A 19,329-nucleotide genomic window follows, 5' to 3' on the forward strand; every position below is an offset into this window, starting at 1 on the left:
GCAGGGCGAGGCCGTGCCGGGCGATGTCGACGGCCTTCGCCACGTTGTCCATGCCGAGGTGGGCGCGGGACAGGTTGAACAGGGTCGTCGCCTCGGCCGGCCCGGTTGCCCGCGGTGGTGTAGCCCTGGATCGCCTGGTCGAAGAAGACCTTGCCGTCCAGGTACTGGTGCTGGTGCAGGGCGATGAGCCCCCGGTCGTTGGCGACCCAGCTGTGCGCGGCGATGTCCTCGGCGGCGGCGGCCCGGTCCATGGCGAGCCGCGCCTCGTCCGCGGCCTGCCGGATCCGGCCGGAGACCAGCAGGACGTTGGTGAGGGTGGTCCGGGCGCGGCCCTCGGCGCGGAGGTCGCCCGCCGCCTGTGTGGCCCGGCACACCGCGACGGCGGTGGCTTCGTACTGGCGGGAGTTGGCGCCCGACTCGGCCAGGTCCTTCGCCGCCCACAGCAGATCGACGCCGCGCCGCAGCCGGCTGGTGGCGACGGACTGCCGGACGCAGGCCAGCAGGGACTCGCCCTCCGCGTAGAGCCAGTCGAGGGCCGTCGTGGCGTCCTGGAAGTACAGCCCGTCGTGCTCGGTCGGCTCCAGGTGGTCGACGAGCCGGTCGCCGGGCCGCTCGATGGCGTATATCCGCGCGGCCGTCGCCAGGTAGAAGTCCAGCAACCGCGACAACGCCGCCTCCCGCTCCGCCACCGGCAGCTCGTCCCGCTGGGCGCACGCACGCGCGTAGAGCCGGACCAGGTCGTGGTAGCGGTAGCGGCCGGGGGCCGCGGATTCGAGGAGGGAGGTGTCGACGAGGGTCTCCAGGAGGTCCTCGGTCGCCTCGATGTCGAGGTCGAGGACGGCGGCCGCCGCGGCGAGCGAGATGTCGGGGCCGTCGGCGAGGCCGAGCAGGCAGAAGGCGCGGGCCTGGCCGGGCTCCAGGTGGCCGTAGCCGAGTTCGAACGTGGCCTTCACCGCGAGGTCACCGGCCTGGAGTTCGTCGAGGCGGCGGCGCTCGTCCGCGAGCTTCGCGGCGAGGACCGACACCGTCCAGGTGCGGCGGGCGGCGAGGCGCGAGGCGGCGATACGGATGGCGAGGGGCAGGAAGCCGCACGCCGCCACCACGTCGAGCGCGGCCTCGCGCTCCGCGGCGACCCGCTCCTCGCCGACGATCCGGGTGAAGAGGAGCAGCGCCTCCTCCGGGGACATGACGTCCAGGTCGACGAGGTGGGCGCCGACGAGGTCGACCATGCGGACGCGTCCGGTGATGAGCGCCGCGCACCCCTCGGTGCCGGGGAGCAGGGGCCTGACCTGGGCGGCGTCGCGCGCGTTGTCCAGCAGCACAAGGACCCGGCGGCCGTCGAGCGTCGAGCGGTACAGGGCCGCGCGCTCCTCCAGGGTGTCCGGGATCGCCGCGTCCGCCGTGCCGAGGGCGCGCAGGAACGAGCCGAGGACCGTCTCCGGCTCGGCGGCGCGCGCGCCCGCGCCTTGCAGGTCCACGTACAACTGGCCGTCGGGGAAGGCGGAGCGGGAGGCGTGGGCGACGTGGACGGCGAGGGTCGTCTTGCCGACGCCGCCGATGCCCGCCACCGCCGAGACCGCCATCACCGAGCCCGTGCCCTCGTCGGAGGAGGCCGCCGCGAGGACCTCGCTCAGCTCCTTGACGAAGGAGGCGCGGCCGGTGAAGTCGGGGACGCGGGCGGGCAGCTGGGCAGGGCGCAGCGGTGTCGCGGCGGGCTCCGGCACCGGCGCCGACGTCTCCGCGAGGGCCGGGTCCGCGCGCAGGATGCGCTGCTGGAGGTCGGAGAGGCCGGGGCGCGGGTCGACGCCGAGCTCGTCGTCGAGGAGGCGGCGCGTGTCCGCGTACACCGCGAGGGCCTCGGCCTGGCGCCCTGAGCGGTAGAGGGCGAGCATCAGCAGTTCGCGCAGGCGCTCGCGCAGCGGGTGCGCGGCGGTCAGCGCGGTGAGTTCGGAGACGGCGTCCGCGTGGCAGCCCTGTTCCAGGTCCATGTCGAGGCGGGACTCGATGAGCTGGAGGCGCCATTCGTCGAGGCGGGCGCGCTGGGTCTCGGCGTGCGGCCCGGGGACGCCGGCGAGGGGTTCGCCGTCCCACAGACCGAGCGCCTTGTTGAGCAGGGTGCGCGCCTGGCGCAGGTCACCGCTGTGCCGGGCCTTCTCCGCGTCGGCCCCCAGCTCCTCGGCGGCGGCCACGTCGAGGGCGCCCCGCGCGAGCGAGCGGATCGCGTAGCCGCCGGACTCGCTGACCAGGATGTCCGCGCCGAGCGCCTTGCGCAGCCGGGACGCGTACGTGCGGATCGCGGCCAGCGCCTGCTGCGGGGACTCCTCACCCCACACGGCGTCGATCAGTTCGCCCGCCGTCGCCGTGCGGCCCTCGCGCAGGAGGAGCGTGGCGAGGAGCGCCCGCTGCTGCGGCGAGCCCGTCGCGAGCGGTTCGCCGCCGCGCCACGCCCGTACCGGGCCGAGCACGCTGAAACGCAGGTCGGACGCGGCGGACGGCGCCGCGTCCGGGCCGTCGCCGGACGCGGCGGGCCGCCGCTGCTCCGGTACCCGCGCTCCACCGACCATCACTGCCCCCTGCCGCCGCACCGCACCGGTTCTCATGTGGTTTCGCCGTCGTCCAGACGGCGCGCCGTCAAGAAGACGGAGCGGCGCGGACGACCCCGCCAGTTTGCCTTGTTCATGGCGGATACGTCAGCCGTGGGAGACAGCCATCACAGAGACCTCACGCGTACGGCCGCCACTTGGGCCCGATCCGGCTGGCTGACGGGCCGTCAGATCGGCGCTACCGTGACCCGCATGGAGACCAAGGAGACCGGAAAAACGAACAATGCCCTGATATCCGATGAGTTCCCTCCGATCATTTCCGTCGACGACCACACCGTCGAACCGCCGACCGTCTGGTCCGACCGCCTCCCGAAGAAGTACCTCGACACGGGCCCACGCGTCGTACGCGCGCCACTGAGGGAGATGACGTTCCTGGGCGGCAAGTTCGCCCCCGTCATGGGCGAACAGGGCGACGAGGGCCCGATCGGCGACTGGTGGGTCTACGAAGACCTGCACCGCCCGCTCACCCGCCTCGACACCGCCGTCGGCTACGACCGGGACGAGATCAAGCTCGAGGTCATCACCTACGAGCAGATGCGCAAGGGCTCCTACGACGTCCCCTCGCGCCTCGCCGACATGGACGTCAACCACGTCCAGTCCGCCCTCTGCTTCCCCACCTTCCCGCGTTTCTGCGGACAGACCTTCACCGAGGCGGCCGACCGCGAACTCGGGCTGCTCGGCGTCCGTGCGTACAACGACTGGATGGTGGAGGAGTGGTGCGGTCCCGAGGCGCGCGGCCGCCTCATCCCGCTGACGCTCGTCCCGCTCTGGGACGCCGGGCTGGCCGCCGCCGAGGTCCGCCGCAACGCCGCGCGCGGCGTCCGGGCCGTCGCGTTCTCGGAGATCCCGCCCCACCTCGGCCTGCCCAGCATCCACGGCGACGACTGGGATCCGTTCCTCGCGGCCTGTGCCGAGACGGGCACGGTCATCGCCATGCACATCGGGTCGAGCAGCAGGATGCCGTCCACGTCGGCGGACGCGCCACCGGCCGTCGGTTCCACGATCACCTTCGCCAACTGCTGCTTCTCGATGGTCGACTGGCTGATGAGCGGCAAGTTCGAACGCTTCCCGGGCCTGCGCGTCATGTACGCGGAGGGCCAGATCGGCTGGATCCCGTACATCCTGGAGCGCGCCGACGTGGTCTGGGAGGAGAACCGGGGCTGGGGCGGCGTCGCCGACAAGGTCAGGAAGCCGCCCAGCGAGTACTTCGCGGACCACGTCTACGGCTGCTTCTTCGACGACGCCTTCGGCCTGAAGAACCTCGACGCCATCGGCCTGTCCAACGTCCTCTACGAGACCGACTACCCGCACTCCGACTCCACCTGGCCGAAGTCCAGGGAGGTCGGCGAGGAGCAGATGGGCCACCTGGACCCGAAGACCGTCGAACGGATCGTCCGGGGCAACGCGATCGACCTGCTCGGTCTCACGCCGGAGGGGCTGTGGCGGCGGTGACCTCTCAAGCGGGCCGCATGGCGTACGGGATGCAGCTCCCCGTCCAGTCGCAGAGCACGATCTACGCCGAACCGTGGGAGGCGGACGCGGGCGCCGCCGAGCTGGCGGAGATCGCCCGCGCCGCCGACCGGGGCGGCTTCGACTACATCGCCTGCTGCGAGCACGTCGCCATCCCGCGCCGGCTCGCCGACGCGATGTCGACGGTCTGGTACGACCCGGTCGCCACGCTCTCCTTCCTGGCGGGCGTCACCGAACGCGTACGGCTGCTCAGCCATGTCGCGATCGTCGGCCTGCGCCACCCGCTCGCCTCCGCCAAGCAGTACGCGACCCTGGACCACCTCAGCGGCGGCCGGCTGATCCTCGGCGTCGGGGCAGGCCACGTACAGGAGGAGTTCGAGGCGCTGGGCGCGGACTTCCGGCGGCGGGGCGCGGTGCTCGACGAGACGGTGGACGCGCTGCGGGCGGCGCTCGGACCGGACGAGTTCCCGGTGCACAAGGGGGAGCGGTACGCGTTCGAGGGGCTAGGGCAGCGGCCCCGGCCCGCGCAGGCGCGCGTCCCCGTGTGGATCGGCGGGTCGTCGGCGCCCGCCGTCCGCCGCGCCGCGCTCAAGGGCGACGGCTGGCTGCCGCAGGGCGACCCGCGCGACCGGCTCCCCGCGAAGATCGAGACGCTGCGGCGGCTGCGCGCCGAGGCAGGCGTCGGGGCACCGCTCACCGTCGGCGCCATCACCGAGCCGCTGTACGTGGGCGTGCCCGGCTGGGAGGTCGGGCGGCGCACGGTCACCGGAGCCCCGGAGGCGATGGCGGAGTCGCTGCGCGCGTACGCGGCCATGGGCGTGGACCAGATCCAGGTCCGTTTCCGGAGCCGGTCGTGCGCCGAGCTGCTCGACCAGATCGCCGCCTTCGCGGCCGACGTCGTACCCCAACTCGACTGAGGGGCAGGAACCCATGGGCAAGCTCGACGGGCGCGTCGTCATCGTCACCGGTGCGGCGCGCGGGCAGGGCGAGCAGGAGGCGCGGCTGTTCGCGGCGGAGGGGGCGCGGGTCGTCGTCGCCGATGTGCTCGACGACCAGGGCGAGGCGGTCGCGAAGGAGATCGGGGAGACGGCGGGGGCCGGGGGCGGCGCCGCCGTCCATGTCCATCTCGACGTGAGCAAGGAGGCGGACTGGGCCGCCGCCGTCGCCGCCGCCAAGGCCGCCTTCGGCAAGATCGACGGCCTGGTCAACAACGCGGGCATCCTCCGCTTCAACGAGCTGGTCTCGACGCCGCTCGACGAGTTCCAGCGGATCGTGCAGGTCAACCAGGTCGGGGCGTTCCTCGGGATCAAGACCGTGGCCCCGGAGATCGCGGCGGCCGGAGGCGGCTCGATCGTCAACACGGCGTCGTACACGGGCCTGACCGGGATGGCGTACGTGGGCGCGTACGCCGCCACCAAGCACGCGATCGTCGGTCTGACGAGGGTCGCGGCCCTGGAGCTGGCGGCGCAGGGGATACGCGTCAACGCGGTCTGCCCCGGCGCCATCGACACGGCCATGAGCAACCCGGCCCAGCTCGACCCGGACGCCGAGCTCGCGCAGTCCGGCGAGGCGCTCGACCGGTTCTACCGCAAGCTCGTACCGCTCGGTCGGGTCGGGAGGCCGGAGGAGGTGGCGCGGCTCGCGCTGTTCCTGACGGCGGAGGAGGACTCGGCGTACATCACCGGGCAGCCGTTCGTGATCGACGGGGGTTGGCTGGCGGGGGTGTCCGTGCTCTGACAGCCCGCGCGGAGGACCGGCTGACGACGCGTCGGCTATTGACGCTCCACGGGCTCGGTGGAACAGTCGGGGCATCCGATCTGACGTACCGTCAGAAACTGACGAGGACGGTGAACCTCCTTGGAATTCGGCCTCTTTGTACAGGGATACGTGGGCAAGCAGGCGCTGACGGACCCGGCCGCCGAGCACCGCGCGCTCATGAACGAGACCGAGTACGTCATCCAGGCGGACAAGTCCGGCTTCAAGTACGCCTGGGCGTCCGAGCACCACTTCCTGGAGGAGTACTCGCACCTCTCGGCGAACGATGTCTTCCTCGGGTACCTGGCGCACGCCACCGACCGGATCCACCTGGGATCGGGCATCTTCAACCCGCTCGCCCAGGTCAACCACCCGGTCAAGGTCGCCGAGAAGGTCGCCATGCTCGACCACCTCAGTGAGGGGCGGTTCGAGTTCGGCAGCGGGCGCGGGGCCGGCTCGCACGAGATCCTCGGGTTCATACCGGGCGTCACCGACATGAACCACACCAAGGAGATCTGGGAAGAGACCATCGCCGAGTTCCCGAAGATGTGGCTCCAGGAGGAGTACGCGGGGTTCCAGGGCAAGCACTGGTCGCTGCCGCCCCGCAAGATCTTCCCCAAGCCGTACGGGAAGTCGCACCCGGCCATGTGGTACGCGGCCGGGTCCCCGCCCTCGTACGCGATGGCCGCCCGCAAGGGGCTCGGCGTGCTCGGCTTCTCCGTGCAGAAGGTCTCCGACATGGAGTGGGTCCTTGAGCAGTACAAGACGGCGATCCGGGACGCGGAACCGGTCGGGGGCTTCGTCAACGACAACGTGATGGTGACGTCGACGGCCATCTGCGCGCAGACGCACGAGAAGGCGGTCGAGATCGCCGTGCACGGCGGGCTCAATTACCTGCAGTCGCTGGTCTTCCGGTACCACGACACCTTCCCGCGGCCCGACGGCATACCGGAGTGGCCGGAGATCCTGCCCGAGTACACGACCGAGATCATCGAGCTGCTCATCGCCGAGGAGCTGATGATCTGCGGGGATCCGGACGAGGTGCTCCAGCAGTGCAAGCGCTGGGAGCAGGCCGGGGCCGACCAGCTGTCGTTCGGGCTGCCCATCGGGATGGGGCACGAGGAGACGCTGAACTCCATCCGGCTGATCGGGGAGCACGTCATCCCGAAGATCGACACGGATCCGGTCCACCGGACCACCCGGTTCCGGGCGGCCGGGGTCTGAATCGCTGAGCTGCCCCGGCTCTCCTCCTCCCGGACAGGAGAGTCGGGGCCCTTTTGTCGCTGACGTCACGGGGCCCTGCCCCGGACCCCGCTCCTCAATCGCCGGAGAGGCTGGACCACCGTGCTTGATCACCTCATCAAAGGGGCCACCGTCGTCGACGGGACCGGGGCGCCCGGGTTCGTAGCCGATGTCGGGATCCGGGACGGGCGGATCGCCGTCGTCGCCGAACCCGGGGCCGTCACCGAGGAGACCCGGGGCGGTGAGGACGCCACGGGGCTCGTGCTCGCGCCCGGGTTCGTCGATCCGCACACGCACTACGACGCCCAGCTGTTCTGGGACCCGTACGCGACGCCGTCCCTCAACCACGGGGTGACGACGGTCGCCGGCGGCAACTGCGGGTTCACGCTCGCGCCGCTCCACCCCGACCGCCCCGAGGACGCCGACTACACGCGGCGGATGATGTCGAAGGTCGAAGGGATGTCGCTGGTCGCCCTCGAACAGGGCGCGCCGTGGACGTGGAGCTCGTTCGGCGAGTACCTGGACGCGCTGGAGGGGCGGATCGCCGTCAACGCGGGGTTCATGGTCGGGCACTGCGCCCTGCGCCGGTACGTGATGGGCGCGGAGGCGGTGGGTGGCCGGCCGACGCCGGAGCAGTTGCGGGCCATGCTCGACCTCTTCCACGAAGCCATGGACGCGGGCGCCTGGGGCTTCTCCACCACCCAGTCCTCCACGCACTCGGACGGCGACGGCAAACCGGTGGCCTCGCGCCACGCGCTGCCCGCCGAACTGATCGCGCTCAGCCAGGCGGTCGGGGAGCACGAGGGGACGCAGATCGAGGCGATCGTGGCCGGGTGTCTGGACCAGTTCAGCGACGCCGAGATCGATCTGTTCGTGGAGATGAGCGCGGTCGCCGGGCGGCCGCTCAACTGGAACGTCCTCACCGTCGACGCCGCCGTGCCCGAGCGCGTGCCCCGCCAGCTCACGGCGAGCGAACGGGCGCGGAAGGCGGGCGGCCGGATCGTCGCCCTGACGATGCCGATCCTGACGCCGATGAACATGTCGCTGGGCACGTTCTGCGCGCTGAACCTGATTCCGGGGTGGGGAGAGGTCCTCGGGCTGCCGGTCGACGAGCGGATCGCGAAACTCCGGGACCCGGACGTGCGGGCGGAGATGCTGCGCCGGGCGGGGAGCGAAGAGGCCGGTGTTTTCCGACGGCTGGTTGATTTCGGGCGTTACGTCATCGGGGACACGTACGCGGAGTCGAACGCGGGTCTGACCGGGCGGGTGGTGCGCGACATCGCCGCCGAGCGCGGGCAGGAGCCCTTCGAGTGCCTGGTCGAGATCTGCGCCGCCGACCGGCTGCGGACGGTCCTCTGGCCGATGCCGACCGACAACGACCCGGACTCCTGGGCCCTGCGCGCCGAGACCTGGCAGCACGAGGACGTCATGCTCGGCGGCTCCGACGCGGGCGCGCACCTGGACCGTATGTGCGGGGCGCCGTACACGACGCGGTTCATCGGGGACTGCCTGCGGGGCCGCAAGCTGATGGGTCTTGAGGCCGCTGTGAAGATGCTGACGGACGATCCGGCGCAGTTGTTCGGGCTGCGCGAGCGGGGGCGGGTGCGGGAGGGCTTCCACGCGGATCTGGTGCTCTTCGACCCGGCGACGATCGACGCGGGCAAGGCCACGCTTCTGCACGATCTGCCCGGCGACAGCCCTCGCCTCGATGCGAAGGCGCTGGGTGTCCACGCCGTGTGGGTCAACGGCGTCGAGGCCATCCGTCACGACGTGGTCAGCGGGGCGGTGCCCGGCAAGGTGCTCAGGTCGGGGCGGGACACGCGGACGGTGAGCACGAGGTGACCCGGGTGTCTGGCGGGCTGTTCATCGGGGGCGAGTGGGTCGAGCCGGACGGTGGCTCCTACGACGTCGTCGACCCGGCGAGCGAGGAGGTCGTCGGGCAGGCGCCCGAGGCGTCCCGGCAGCAGGTGTACGAGGCCGCGCGCGCCGCGCGTGACGCCTTCGGCGCGTGGTCTCGTACGGCGCCGGGGGAGCGCGCGGCGATCCTCGACCGCGCCGCCGACCTCGTCCAGCGGGACTTCGCGGAGCACGCGCGCGTGGCTCAGGCCGAGAGCGGGGCGACGCTGGGGACCGCGCGGGGGATGCAGGTGGCGGTGGGTGTGGCCCGGTTCCGGCGGTACGCGCGGGGCGCGTTGGAGCCGGTGGAGGAGGGGTTGCCGCCGCAGATCAACGAGGCGGGCCCGATGGGCAGAGCGGGGGTGATGGGTGCGCTGGCCGTCCGGCAGCCGGTCGGGGTCGTCACCTGCATTACGTCGTACAACAACCCGTGGGCGAATCCGGCGGGCAAGGTCGCTCCTGCCCTGGCGATGGGCAACACGGTCGTCGTGAAGCCGGCGCCGCAGGACCCCTTGTCCGTGTACCGGATGGCGGCCGCGCTGGAGGAGGCGGGTGTGCCGCCGGGCGTCGTGAACGTCGTCAGCGGGGTGGATGTGGCGGTGGGTGAGGCCGCCGTCGACTCCCCGGACGTCGACATGGTGAGCTTCACCGGTTCGACGGCGGTCGGGCAGCGCATCGGCGAGGTCTGCGGCCGGACCATGAAGCGGCAGTTGATGGAGCTGGGCGGGAAAGGCGCGGCGATCGTCTTCGGCGACGCGGACCTTAACGCGGTCGTCGCCGGGATCGGCACGACGTACGCCTTCTACAGCGGGCAGATCTGCACGGCGCCGACGCGGGCGATCGTCCATCGCTCGGTGTACGAGGAGTTCGTGGCGCGGATGGCGGCGTACGCGGGCCATATGCGGGTCGGCGATCCGAGGGCGGAGGGGACGGTCGTCGGGCCTGTCATCTCGGCGGCGCACCGGGAACGGGTCGAGGCGTACGTGGAGCTGGGGCGGAAGGAAGGGGCGCGGGTGGTGGCGGGTGGCGCCCGCCCGGAGACGGAGACGGGCAAGGGGTTCTACGTCGCACCCACCCTCCTCGCCGACTGCAAGCCCGACATGCGGGTGGTACGGGAGGAGATCTTCGGCCCGGTCGTCGCCGTGGTCCCCTTCGACGGGGACGAGGACGAGGCGGTGGCCCTCGCGAACGACTCCGAGTACGGGCTCATCGACTACGTCTGGACCGGTGACGTGGCGCGCGGGTTCCGCGTGGCGCGGCGGCTGCGGGCGGGCGGGGTCGGCGTGAACACGATCGGGCGCAACATGGAGGCGCCGTTCGGGGGGTTCAAGAAGAGCGGGGTGGGACGGGACGTCGGCTCGTACGCGCTGCATGCGTACAGCGAGGTGCAGTCGATCGTCTGGCCGGGGTGACGGTCGGGTCAGGCGGCCTTCAGCGTACGAAGGAGGGCGGCGAAGGCGGTTGGGGTGGCGGTGAGTATCGCTTCGCGGGGATCGGCGGATTCGGTGACGTGGATGTGGGTGGCGTCGCCGGATACGTGGACGCAGGAGTTGCCCTGGGCGCAGCGGGACGACTTCTGCCAGGTCAGGTCTTCGGTGAAGTCAGCCACGGGGTGTGCGCGCTTTCAGCGTTCGGACTAGGGCGGCGAAGGCGGTTGGGGTGGCGGTGAGTATCGCTTCGCGGGGGTCGGCGGATTCGGTTAGGCGGATGTGGGTGGCTCCGTCAGATACGTGGACGCAGCTGTTGCCTTCGGCGCAGTAGGACGACTTCTGCCAATTGTGATCAAGCATCGTCTGCTCCTTGTAGTTCTCGGATGATTCGGTGAATGAGGTGCCGCGACTTCTCGGACGAAAGAGCGGCCGTCTCCATGCGTTCGAGCAGGACGCGGTACTTGTGCAACTGCGCCTCGCCATCCAGGAAGACGGGACCATGTGATTGGTCCAAGTTCACAGTGTCGAGCTGAGGTACAGGGCCCTCGAAGTAATAGAAGCCCTGCCCAGATCCGGGCAGGGCTTCGGCGGCGAACGGGAGCACCCGTACGGAGATGTGTGCGCGCTCGTTCAGGTCAAGCAGGTGGATCAGTTGGGCGCTTGTGACGTGCGAGCCACCGAGCCGCATGCGCAGAGCGGCCTCGTGAATGATGACCTGCTGCGGGGTGGGCGGGTCCCGGAAGAGGACAACCTGACGCTTCACGCGGAACGACACCCGGTGCTCGACGTCCGGCGGCGTCAACTCTGGCACGGCTTGACGGAAGACCGCGCGAGCGTACTCGGCGGTTTGGAAGAGGCCGGGGATGTGCAGGGAGACGGCTGTGCGCAGCCGTTTCGCGGACTGCTCAAGCTCGGCCAGGTCGAGAAGGCCGACAGGCAGTATCGAGCGGTATTCCTCCCACCAACCACGGGTGCGCTCGGCCGCCATATCGGCGAGGGCCTCCACCAGAGCCTGGTCAGCGCAGTCGTAGTGGCAGGCGAGCATGCGTACGCGCTCCGCGCTGACCCCGACGCGTCCGGCCTCCATGTTGCTGACCTGGGTCTGCTTGATGCCCATGAGTTGACCCGCTTGAGTCGCGGTCAGGCCGGCCCGTTCACGGAGTTTGCGCAGCTCGACGCCGAGACGGAGTTGACGGCCCGTCGGGTTGGTCCTCACGAGTGCTTCCGGTCTCCTTCACTCACACGAGTGGCAGTTACTGCGATCGCCGGGATTCGGTGAATACGTTAACTGAACGTCGCTACTTTAGTACTCGGCGCCTCGCCCAGAAGCACCCCGCTCGACGGAGCGGCCGGGTCACTGGACACCAACCTTCGCAACGCCAACCCCACCCGCTGAACGGAGAATTCCATGACAGCAACCGTATCCCCGCGAGGCTCCACACCCTGCCCAGTTCCAGGCACGTACACCTTCCAGCTGCCCCATGACCCCCGCGCTCCGGGCATCGCCCGCGCCGCGCTCAGGTCGGTCCTCAAGGCGCACGGGCGTACCGAACTGATCGACGCGGCCGAGCTGTTGGCGTCCGAGCTGCTCACCAACGCCCACCGGCACACGACAGGCTCGTACGCCCTGCGCATCGGCCCCGGCGCCATGGACGCGCACCGCGTACGGGTGGCGGTCTGGGACGGGGACCCGAAGATCCCTCTGGGGTTCGGGCGGTGTGCGCCCAGCGCGGACCTGACCGCCGAGCGAGGCCGGGGCCTCTTCCTCGTACGGGCTTACGCGGAGGACTGGGGCGCGTACACCTTCCCGGAGGGAGCGGGCGGCAAGCTGCTCTGGGCGGAGTGCGGGGAACGGTGATCAGGGCCATCGCTGGTCTGCGGGCGGCGCTGAGCCGATACGGGTTTCCTGGTGACCGCGAGAAGTTCGAGGCCGAACTGGCCCAGGCCATCAGCGCATCACCGGCCGACATCGACTTGGAGGCCGTGGCCGCTGTCGCGCGGGCCTATCGGCACCGCGTCCTGATCCGGAACTCCGTCGAGGTGATGGCGGCGCTGGAAGCGGCGCGCCCCGGGGCTCCAGGGGAGAGCCACGAGTGATGACAACCGAGCGCGCCGAACCGGGCCAGGGTGCTGAACCCCGGCCCGGCCCGACTGCCCGCCTCAGTCCCCGAGTACCGGCAGCAGCTCCGGCAGATGCCCGTCCGAGGACGCCGCCGCCCGGACCCGCTCCTCCGGGACCGTCCCGTAAAGCGTCGTCCGGGGTTTGGCCGGGCGGCCCGCCGCGTCCGCGACCGCGATCAGGTCCTTGACCGACTTGTAGGAGCCGTACGACGAGCCCGCCATACGGGAGATCGTCTCCTCCATCAGCGTGCCGCCCAGGTCATTCGCGCCGGAGCGGAGCATCTCCGCCGCGCCCTCCGTGCCCAGCTTCACCCAGCTGGTCTGGATGTTGGGGATGTGGGGGTGGAGGAGGACGCGGGCCATCGCCGTGACCGCGCGGTTGTCGCGCATCGTCGGGCCCGGGCGCGCGATGCCCGCCAAGTACACCGGGGCGTTCGTGTGGATGAAGGGCAACGTCACGAACTCCGTGAAGCCGCCCGTCTCCTGCTGGATCGCGGCCAGGGTGCGGAAGTGGCCGAGCCAGTGGCGGGGCTGGTCCACATGCCCGTACATCATGGTGGAGGAGGAGCGGATGCCCAGGGAGTGGGCCGTCTTGACGACCTCGATCCAGGTCGCCGTCGGGAGCTTGCCCTTGGTCAGGATCCAGCGGACCTCGTCGTCGAGGATCTCGGCCGCCGTGCCGGGGATCGAGTCGAGCCCCGCTTCCTTTGCCGCCGTCAGCCATTCGCGGATCGACATGTTGGTCCGCGACGCCCCGTTCACGACCTCCATCGGGGAGAAGGCGTGGACGTGCATGCCGGGGACGCGTTCCTTCACCGCCCGCGCGATGTCGAAGTACGCCGTGCCGGGCAGGTCCGGGTGGATGCCGCCCTGCATGCAGACCTCGACCGCGCCCACGTCCCACGCCTGCGCCGCCCGGTCCGCCACCTGGTCCAGGGAGAGGGTGTACGCGTCGGCGTCCGTGCGGCGTTGCGCGAAGGCGCAGAAGCGGCAGCCCGTGTAGCAGACGTTCGTGAAGTTGATGTTCCTGGTGACGATGTAGGTGACGTCGTCACCCACGACCGACTTGCGGATGTCGTCCGCCACCGCGCACAGCGCGTCGAGCGCCGGGCCGTCCGCGTGGAGGAGGGCGAGGGCCTGGTCGTCGGTGAGGCGGGTCGGGTCGGCCGCCGCCACCGAGAGGGCCTCGCGTACGTCGCCGTCGATGCGGGACGGCACCATGCCCGGCGCCGCCTGTTCGCGCAGGGCCTCCCAGTCGCCGTAGACCTCGTCGAAGTCGTCGCGGCGGTCCGACGTACGGCCCTCGGTGTCGATGGTGCGGTGCAGGTCCGTGCGGCCGGTGGCGGTGAACTGCTCGTCCGGCTCCTGCCACGGGCGGCCCACCACCGGCGCGTCCGCGATCGCCAGGCCCGTCTCCGGGTCGGCCAGGGCGCGTACGTGGGGGAGCAGGCGCGGGTCGAGCCACGGTTCGCCGCGCGTGACGAACTCCGGGTAGACGCAGAGGCGTTCCCGGAGTTCGAAGCCCGCCCGCGCCGAGTGCTGTGCCAGTTCGGCCAGCTGGGGCCACGGCTTCTCCGGGTTCACGTGGTCGATCGTCACCGGGGACACCCCGCCCCAGTCGTCGATCCCCGCGCCGATGAGGCGCGCGTACTCGCCGTCGACGAGGTTCGGCGGAGCCTGGAGGTTGCCCGACGGGCCCATGATGTGGCGCGCCACCGCCACCGTCGCGACCAGGTCGTCGAGGTCCGCGTCGGGCATGCCGCGCATCGCCGTGTCCGGCTTGGCGCGGAAGTTCTGGATGATCAGTTCCTGGACGGAGTGGTACGAGCGGGCCACGCGGCGCAGCGCGAACAACGACTCGGCGCGCTCCTCGTACGTCTCGCCGATACCGATGAGCAGGCCGCTGGTGAAGGGGACGGAGGAGCGGCCCGCGTCCTCGAGGACGCGCAGCCGTACCGCCGGTTCCTTGTCCGGTGATCCGTAGTGCGGCATGCCCGGCTCGGACCAGAGCCGCTGCGCCGTCGTCTCCAGCATCATGCCCATCGACGGCGCCACCGGCTTGAGCCGCTGGAAGTCCGTCCAGGACATGACCCCCGGGTTGAGGTGCGGCAGCAGACCCGTCTCCTCCAGGATGCGGATCGAGATGGCCCGCACGTACGCGATCGTGTCGTCGTACCCGTGCGCGTCCAGCCACTCGCGCGCCTCCGGCCAGCGGTCCTCCGGCTTGTCGCCGAGCGTGATCAGCGCTTCCTTGCAGCCGAGTTCGGCACCCTTGCGCGCGATGTCGAGGACCTCGTCCTGCGACATGAACATGCCGTGCCCGGCGCGCCGCAGCTTGCCGGGGACCGTCACGAACGTGCAGTAATGGCACTTGTCCCGGCACAGGCGGGTCAGCGGGATGAAGACGCTCTTCGAGTACGTGATCACGCCCGGCCGGCCCGCCGCCTCCAGGCCCGCGTCGCGCACCCGCGCGGCGGACGCCGTCAGGTCCGCCAGATCCTCGCCGCGCGCCTGGAGCAGGACGGCCGCCTCCGTGACATCGAGGGCGACACCGTCTCTGGCCCGTTTGAGCGCGCGGCGCATCGCGTTGGCGGTGGGGCGGTCTGCCTCCGGCCGCGTCGGGGGAAGGGCCATGGGTGCGACGTCCGGATCACTCATGTAGCGAGCATACGAGTGCATGTGTCCCGGCATGGGGTTCACACGTATCGGTGGAAGTCGTCGAGGACCTTGAGGACGGTGCGCTCGTCGCCCGGCGGCAGCTGCAGCACGACCTCCGCCACGCCCTGGCCGGCGTAGTGCGCGAGCTTGCCGGGTGTCGGCACGACCGCGTACGGGACGACCTGGAGCGTGCCGGGGTCGCGGCCCGCCGCCTCCCACTCGGCGCGCAGACCGGGCAGAGTCCGGCTCAGGCCACCGCCGCCGATGGGCATCCAGCCGTCCGCGTAGGCGCAGACGTGCTCGAAGAGGACCGGGCCCGCGGCGCCGCCGACGAGGATGCGGGGCGCGCCGCCGCGGACGGGTTTGGGGAAGGCGTGGCTCGCGCGCACCGACCGCCCGTGCTCACCCTCGTACGGGGTCGGGTCGGCGGCCCACAGCGCACGCATCAGGCCGATCCGGTCCCGGGTGAGGTCCCGCCTCGTACGCCAGTCGACGCCGTGGTCGGCGGCTTCCTCCTTGTTCCAGCCGAAACCGACGCCGAGCGTGAGACGGCCCCCGGACAGGTGGTCGAGCGTCGCGATCTGCTTGGCGAGGACGATCGGGTCGTGCTCGGCGACGAGGGTGACGCCGGTGCCGAGGGCGAGGCGCTCGGTGACGGCGGCGGCTTGGCCGAGCGCCACGAGCGGGTCGAGGAGGCGGGTGTACTCGCGGGGGAGGTCGCCGCCGTTCGGGTACGGGGTGGTGCGTTCGGCGGGGATGTGGGTGTGCTCGGGGAGGTAGAGGCCGGCGAAGCCGCGCGCTTCGAGCTCGCGGGCGAGGCGGACGGGGGTGATGGTCTCGTCGGTCAGGAAGATCGTGGTCGAGATCCGCATGAGGCATGCGTAGCGGCGGCGGCGCGAGGAGTCCATGGCCGACAGCGAACGCGCAAGACGCAGGCCCCCTTCCCTTGCACCGGAGTTCACGGCTCAATGCCAGGGTCGCACCCGTCACATCACCCACGTTGGGGAGCCGCGTATGTGCACCGACGACATCAACGGACAAGCGTCAGGTATCGGCAGACGGTCGCTGCTCGTGACCGGAGCCGCGGGCGCCCTTACGCTCACCACCATGAGCTTCGCCAGCGCCGCCGAGGGCACGCCCGAGGGCTCGCGGTCCACGAAGACGCTCAAGGGCACGTTGCCGCCGGGCTCGCCGGACTACGTGTATCTGCCGGTGGAGGTACCGCGGGGGATACGCGAGATCAAGGTCACCTACACGTACACGAAGGCGACGGTCCCGGCAGGCACCCAGAACAACGCGCTCGACATCGGCATCTTCGACGAGCGCGGCACGGCGCTGGGCGGCAAGGGGTTCCGCGGCTGGTCGGGCGGGGCCCGCACGGAGTTCTTCATCCGCGTGGACGACGCGACGCCGGGCTACATCCCCGGGCCGGTGCGGGCAGGTCTCTGGCACATCGTGCTCGGGCCGTACACGGTGGCGCCGGAGGGGCTGCCGTACGAGGTGACGGTGGCACTGACGCACGGCGCGCCGGGCAAGGCGCCCGCCCGTACGTACCCGCCGACCCGCGCGCGTGGGCGGGGCCGCGCCTGGTACCGCGGCGACTGTCACCTGCACACCTGGTACTCGGACGGGCGCCGCACCCCGGCCGAGATCGGCGCGCTCGCCCGCGCGGCGGGCCTGGACTTCATCAACACGTCCGACCACAACACGCACTCCTCCCACGCCCACTGGGCGGACGTGGCCGGCGACGACCTCCTCGTACTCATCGGCGAGGAGGTCACGACGCGCAACGGCCATGTCCTGGCGCTCGGCGTCGAACCGGAGACGTTCATCGACTGGCGGTACCGCGCGCGGGACAACCGCTGGGCGGAGTACGCGCGGGAGATCCGCCGCGCGGGCGGCCTGGTCGTGCCCGCGCATCCGCACGCGACGTGCATCGGGTGCGGCTGGAAGTTCGGCTTCGGCGAGGCGGACGCGGTGGAGGTCTGGAACGGTCCCTACACCCCGGACGACGAGATCTCGCTCGGGGACTGGGACAACACGCTGGTGGCGTACACCCGTTCGGGGCGCCGTTCGGGCTGGATCCCGGCGATGGGCAACAGCGACTCCCACCGCGACCCGGACCGCATCGGCGGACCCCAGACGGTGGTCCTGGCCGACGACCTGTCCCGGGACGCGATCCAGGCGGGCATCAAGGCGGGCCGCTCGTACGTCGCCGAGTCCAAGGACGTCGAGGTGACGTTCACGGCGACCGGTGGGAAGGGCGCCCGCGCGGGCATCGGCGAGCGGCTGGCGGTGGGCCCGGACACGCCGGTCACGGTCGAGTTGCGGGTGAAGGGCGCCCCCGGCTGCACCCTCCACCTGGTCACGGACCAGGGCACGCTGTTCACATCCCCCGCCCTGCCCGCCTCCGGCGAGTCCACGGTGAGCTGGCGCACGACCCCGTCGTACGCCGCGTACGTCCGGGCGGAGATCCGCCACCCCTCGACGGCTCCTGGCCTCCCCGGCGCCCTGGCGGCGTTCACGAATCCGGTGTTCCTGGGGGAGTGACCGCGGCCCCGCGGGTCGGCGGCTGGGGTGCGGCCGGCCCCGCGGGCTCCCCGGCGAACAGCTCCTCAGCGGCACTGACGACGATGCCACTGACGACGATGGCACGGTCGAACCAGGTGTCGAGCTGCGCCAGGTCAGTGGAGGCCTCGACAGCCTTCTGCACACGCCCCTCGGAAAGCCCTTCTTGTCGCCTTCCCGCCGCAGACGCATGGACGTCTCGGACCGGAAGCAGGAGAGAGGGAGCGTCATCATGTGGCGGAGAAGACCGTGAGCGGAACGTCCCGCGCGGAAGCGGGGGCGCTGCCGCCGGGTGAACCGCGGGCTACGGTGTCTGTACGCCTTCGCTAATTGGGCAAATTCCGTCGCATGTGATTTCGGGGGCGTCTCTTCGCATAAGCGGTGAGGTCATATCAGTCGCGCAAGTGAACGTTCCCGGTCGGTCCTGGTCGATTACAGTGCTGCGCGGAAAGGGGGGATCCCATGGGCGCACCGGTCGCCGCCGCGGCCGTCTGGGGCCGTGTCGAGCAGCAGGACTTTCGCAGCCGGGTACGGGGCACGCTGCTCGGCGCCGCGCTCGGCGACGCCTTCGGTGCACCGCTCAGCGGGCTCACCCTCGAAGCGATCCGGGAGGCGCACGGCGCCGCAGGGCTCACTCAGCTCGCGCCCGCCTACGGTCGTACGGGCGCCGTCACCGCGGCGACCCAGCTCGCGCTGTTCAGCGTCGACGGGCTGATCCGGGCGCAGGTGCGGCGCGACACCGGGGCCTGGCATCCGCCCACCGATGTGCACCGGGCCTATCTGCGCTGGGCCGCCACCCAGCGGGACTGGGGGCCCGACGAGCGCCGTAAGGAAGACGGGTGGCTCGCGCGCGAGGAGTGGTTGTACTCGCGGCGCGGGGCGTCCCAGGTCTGTCTGCTGGGGCTTGGCAACGACGTCATGGGGACCCTGGACAAGCCGAAGAACCCTGCGGCGGTCGGGGCCGAGGCGGTGACGCGGTCGGCGCCGTTCGGGCTGCTTGTCGGGTGGGAGCCGCAGCTTGTGCTTCAGCTGGCGGTCGAGTGTGCCGTCCATACGCATGGTGCCGCCGAGGCGTATCTGGCCGCCGGGGCGTACGCCGTGATCGTGCATGCGCTCGCGCGCGGGGAGTCGTTGGACGCGGCGGTGCAGCGCACCCTTGTGCTGCTTGGTGCGCGGCCGGGGCATCCGCCGGTCGTCGAGGCGCTCAAGCATGCGGTGGGGGCGGTGCGGCAGGGGATGCCGAGCGCTTCGCGGGTCGGGGAGCTGGTCGCCGACGGCGGGGCTGTGGGGGCGCTCGCTGCCGCGGTGTACTGCGCGCTGGTGGGGGAGGACATCCGGCACGGGCTCGGGCTCGCCGTTCACCACGACGGGCCGTCGGCTGAAGTGGGGGCGTTGTGCGGGGGGTTGCTGGGGGCGATGCACGGGGAGACGGCGTTGCCTCCGGCGTGGGTGGCGGAGTTGGAGGGACGGGCGACGATCCTGTTGCTGGCGGACGATTTCGCGATGGAGATGACGCAGGGCGCTGCGCTGCACGGGCCGGGGGTCTCGTCACCGGGGTGGCTCGCGCGGTATCCACGGGTGTGAGG

15 protein-coding genes and 1 pseudogene are annotated in these 19,329 nt (G+C 71.4%); 10 read left to right on the plus strand and 6 right to left on the minus strand.

The features are described from left to right. Positions 1-2,564: pseudogene (locus ACH4RC_RS39925) on the minus strand (BTAD domain-containing putative transcriptional regulator); the annotation flags it as partial. 231 nt (positions 2,565-2,795) lie between these two features. On the opposite strand from ACH4RC_RS39925, the gene ACH4RC_RS39930 reads away from it, so the two are divergent. The 6 genes from ACH4RC_RS39930 (at position 2,796) to ACH4RC_RS39955 (ending at position 10,378) form a co-directional block, all read left to right on the plus strand. After that, positions 2,796-4,055 carry an amidohydrolase family protein gene (locus ACH4RC_RS39930; protein ID WP_398209551.1) on the plus strand — a complete coding sequence of 420 codons (1,260 nt, stop codon included), beginning with the start codon at positions 2,796-2,798 and terminating at the stop codon, positions 4,053-4,055. A 17-nt stretch (positions 4,056-4,072) separates the two neighbouring features. Then, the gene (locus ACH4RC_RS39935; RefSeq protein WP_398209610.1) at positions 4,073-4,990 is read left to right on the plus strand and encodes an LLM class F420-dependent oxidoreductase; all 918 of its coding nucleotides are present in this window, start codon (positions 4,073-4,075) and stop codon (positions 4,988-4,990) included. A gap of 13 nt (positions 4,991-5,003) precedes the next feature. Next, complete coding sequence (locus ACH4RC_RS39940; protein WP_398209553.1) at positions 5,004-5,810, plus strand: SDR family NAD(P)-dependent oxidoreductase; 807 nt, start codon at positions 5,004-5,006, stop codon at positions 5,808-5,810. 120 nt (positions 5,811-5,930) lie between these two features. Continuing rightward, positions 5,931-7,052 (plus strand): LLM class flavin-dependent oxidoreductase, encoded by a 1,122-nt coding sequence (locus ACH4RC_RS39945; RefSeq protein WP_398209554.1) that lies wholly within the window; start codon positions 5,931-5,933, stop codon positions 7,050-7,052. Between the two features lie 120 nt (positions 7,053-7,172). Further along, positions 7,173-8,912 carry an amidohydrolase family protein gene (locus tag ACH4RC_RS39950; RefSeq protein WP_398209555.1) on the plus strand — a complete coding sequence of 580 codons (1,740 nt, stop codon included), beginning with the start codon at positions 7,173-7,175 and terminating at the stop codon, positions 8,910-8,912. Next, positions 8,909-10,378, plus strand: coding sequence for an aldehyde dehydrogenase family protein (locus tag ACH4RC_RS39955; protein WP_398209557.1), 1,470 nt, complete (start codon positions 8,909-8,911; stop codon positions 10,376-10,378). Before ACH4RC_RS39950 ends, ACH4RC_RS39955 begins: the two co-directional genes overlap by 4 nt. A gap of 8 nt (positions 10,379-10,386) precedes the next feature. Here the strand turns inward: ACH4RC_RS39955 and ACH4RC_RS39960 are convergent, their stop codons facing one another. From ACH4RC_RS39960 to ACH4RC_RS39970, 3 genes are read right to left on the minus strand one after another with little or no spacing between them, the layout of a single operon-like run. Next, positions 10,387-10,575, minus strand: coding sequence for a DUF397 domain-containing protein (locus tag ACH4RC_RS39960; protein ID WP_398209559.1), 189 nt, complete (start codon positions 10,573-10,575; stop codon positions 10,387-10,389). Continuing rightward, positions 10,568-10,756 carry a DUF397 domain-containing protein gene (locus ACH4RC_RS39965; RefSeq protein ID WP_398209561.1) on the minus strand — a complete coding sequence of 63 codons (189 nt, stop codon included), beginning with the start codon at positions 10,754-10,756 and terminating at the stop codon, positions 10,568-10,570. The genes ACH4RC_RS39960 and ACH4RC_RS39965 overlap by 8 nt, the downstream gene beginning before the upstream one ends. After that, the gene (locus tag ACH4RC_RS39970; protein ID WP_398209563.1) at positions 10,749-11,612 is read right to left on the minus strand and encodes a helix-turn-helix domain-containing protein; all 864 of its coding nucleotides are present in this window, start codon (positions 11,610-11,612) and stop codon (positions 10,749-10,751) included. The genes ACH4RC_RS39965 and ACH4RC_RS39970 overlap by 8 nt, the downstream gene beginning before the upstream one ends. A gap of 192 nt (positions 11,613-11,804) precedes the next feature. On the opposite strand from ACH4RC_RS39970, the gene ACH4RC_RS39975 reads away from it, so the two are divergent. After that, positions 11,805-12,254 carry an ATP-binding protein gene (locus tag ACH4RC_RS39975; RefSeq protein ID WP_398209565.1) on the plus strand — a complete coding sequence of 150 codons (450 nt, stop codon included), beginning with the start codon at positions 11,805-11,807 and terminating at the stop codon, positions 12,252-12,254. Beyond that, positions 12,251-12,493 carry a DUF6247 family protein gene (locus tag ACH4RC_RS39980; protein WP_398209566.1) on the plus strand — a complete coding sequence of 81 codons (243 nt, stop codon included), beginning with the start codon at positions 12,251-12,253 and terminating at the stop codon, positions 12,491-12,493. The genes ACH4RC_RS39975 and ACH4RC_RS39980 overlap by 4 nt, the downstream gene beginning before the upstream one ends. Before the next feature lie 63 nt (positions 12,494-12,556). Here ACH4RC_RS39980 and ACH4RC_RS39985 read toward each other — a convergent pair whose 3' ends face one another. Together ACH4RC_RS39985 and ACH4RC_RS39990 are read right to left on the minus strand one after the other, a co-directional pair. After that, complete coding sequence (locus tag ACH4RC_RS39985; RefSeq protein ID WP_398209612.1) at positions 12,557-15,151, minus strand: bifunctional FO biosynthesis protein CofGH; 2,595 nt, start codon at positions 15,149-15,151, stop codon at positions 12,557-12,559. Positions 15,152-15,213: 62 nt separating this feature from the next. Continuing rightward, positions 15,214-16,047, minus strand: a complete 834-nt coding sequence (locus tag ACH4RC_RS39990; protein WP_398209614.1) for a TIGR03619 family F420-dependent LLM class oxidoreductase — start codon at positions 16,045-16,047, stop codon at positions 15,214-15,216. 142 nt (positions 16,048-16,189) lie between these two features. Between ACH4RC_RS39990 and ACH4RC_RS39995 the strand changes: the two genes are divergently transcribed. Then, positions 16,190-17,725: a CehA/McbA family metallohydrolase gene (locus tag ACH4RC_RS39995; RefSeq protein WP_398209568.1), complete on the plus strand. Its 1,536-nt coding sequence runs from the start codon at positions 16,190-16,192 to the stop codon at positions 17,723-17,725. 480 nt (positions 17,726-18,205) lie between these two features. Beyond that, entirely contained in the window at positions 18,206-19,327 is a 1,122-nt protein-coding gene (locus ACH4RC_RS40000) for an ADP-ribosylglycohydrolase family protein (RefSeq protein WP_398209569.1), read from the plus strand. Positions 19,328-19,329 lie beyond the last annotated feature (2 nt).

The sequence above is a fragment of the Streptomyces sp. NPDC016845 genome, from assembly GCF_044332585.1.
Lineage (GTDB): Bacteria > Actinomycetota > Actinomycetes > Streptomycetales > Streptomycetaceae > Streptomyces.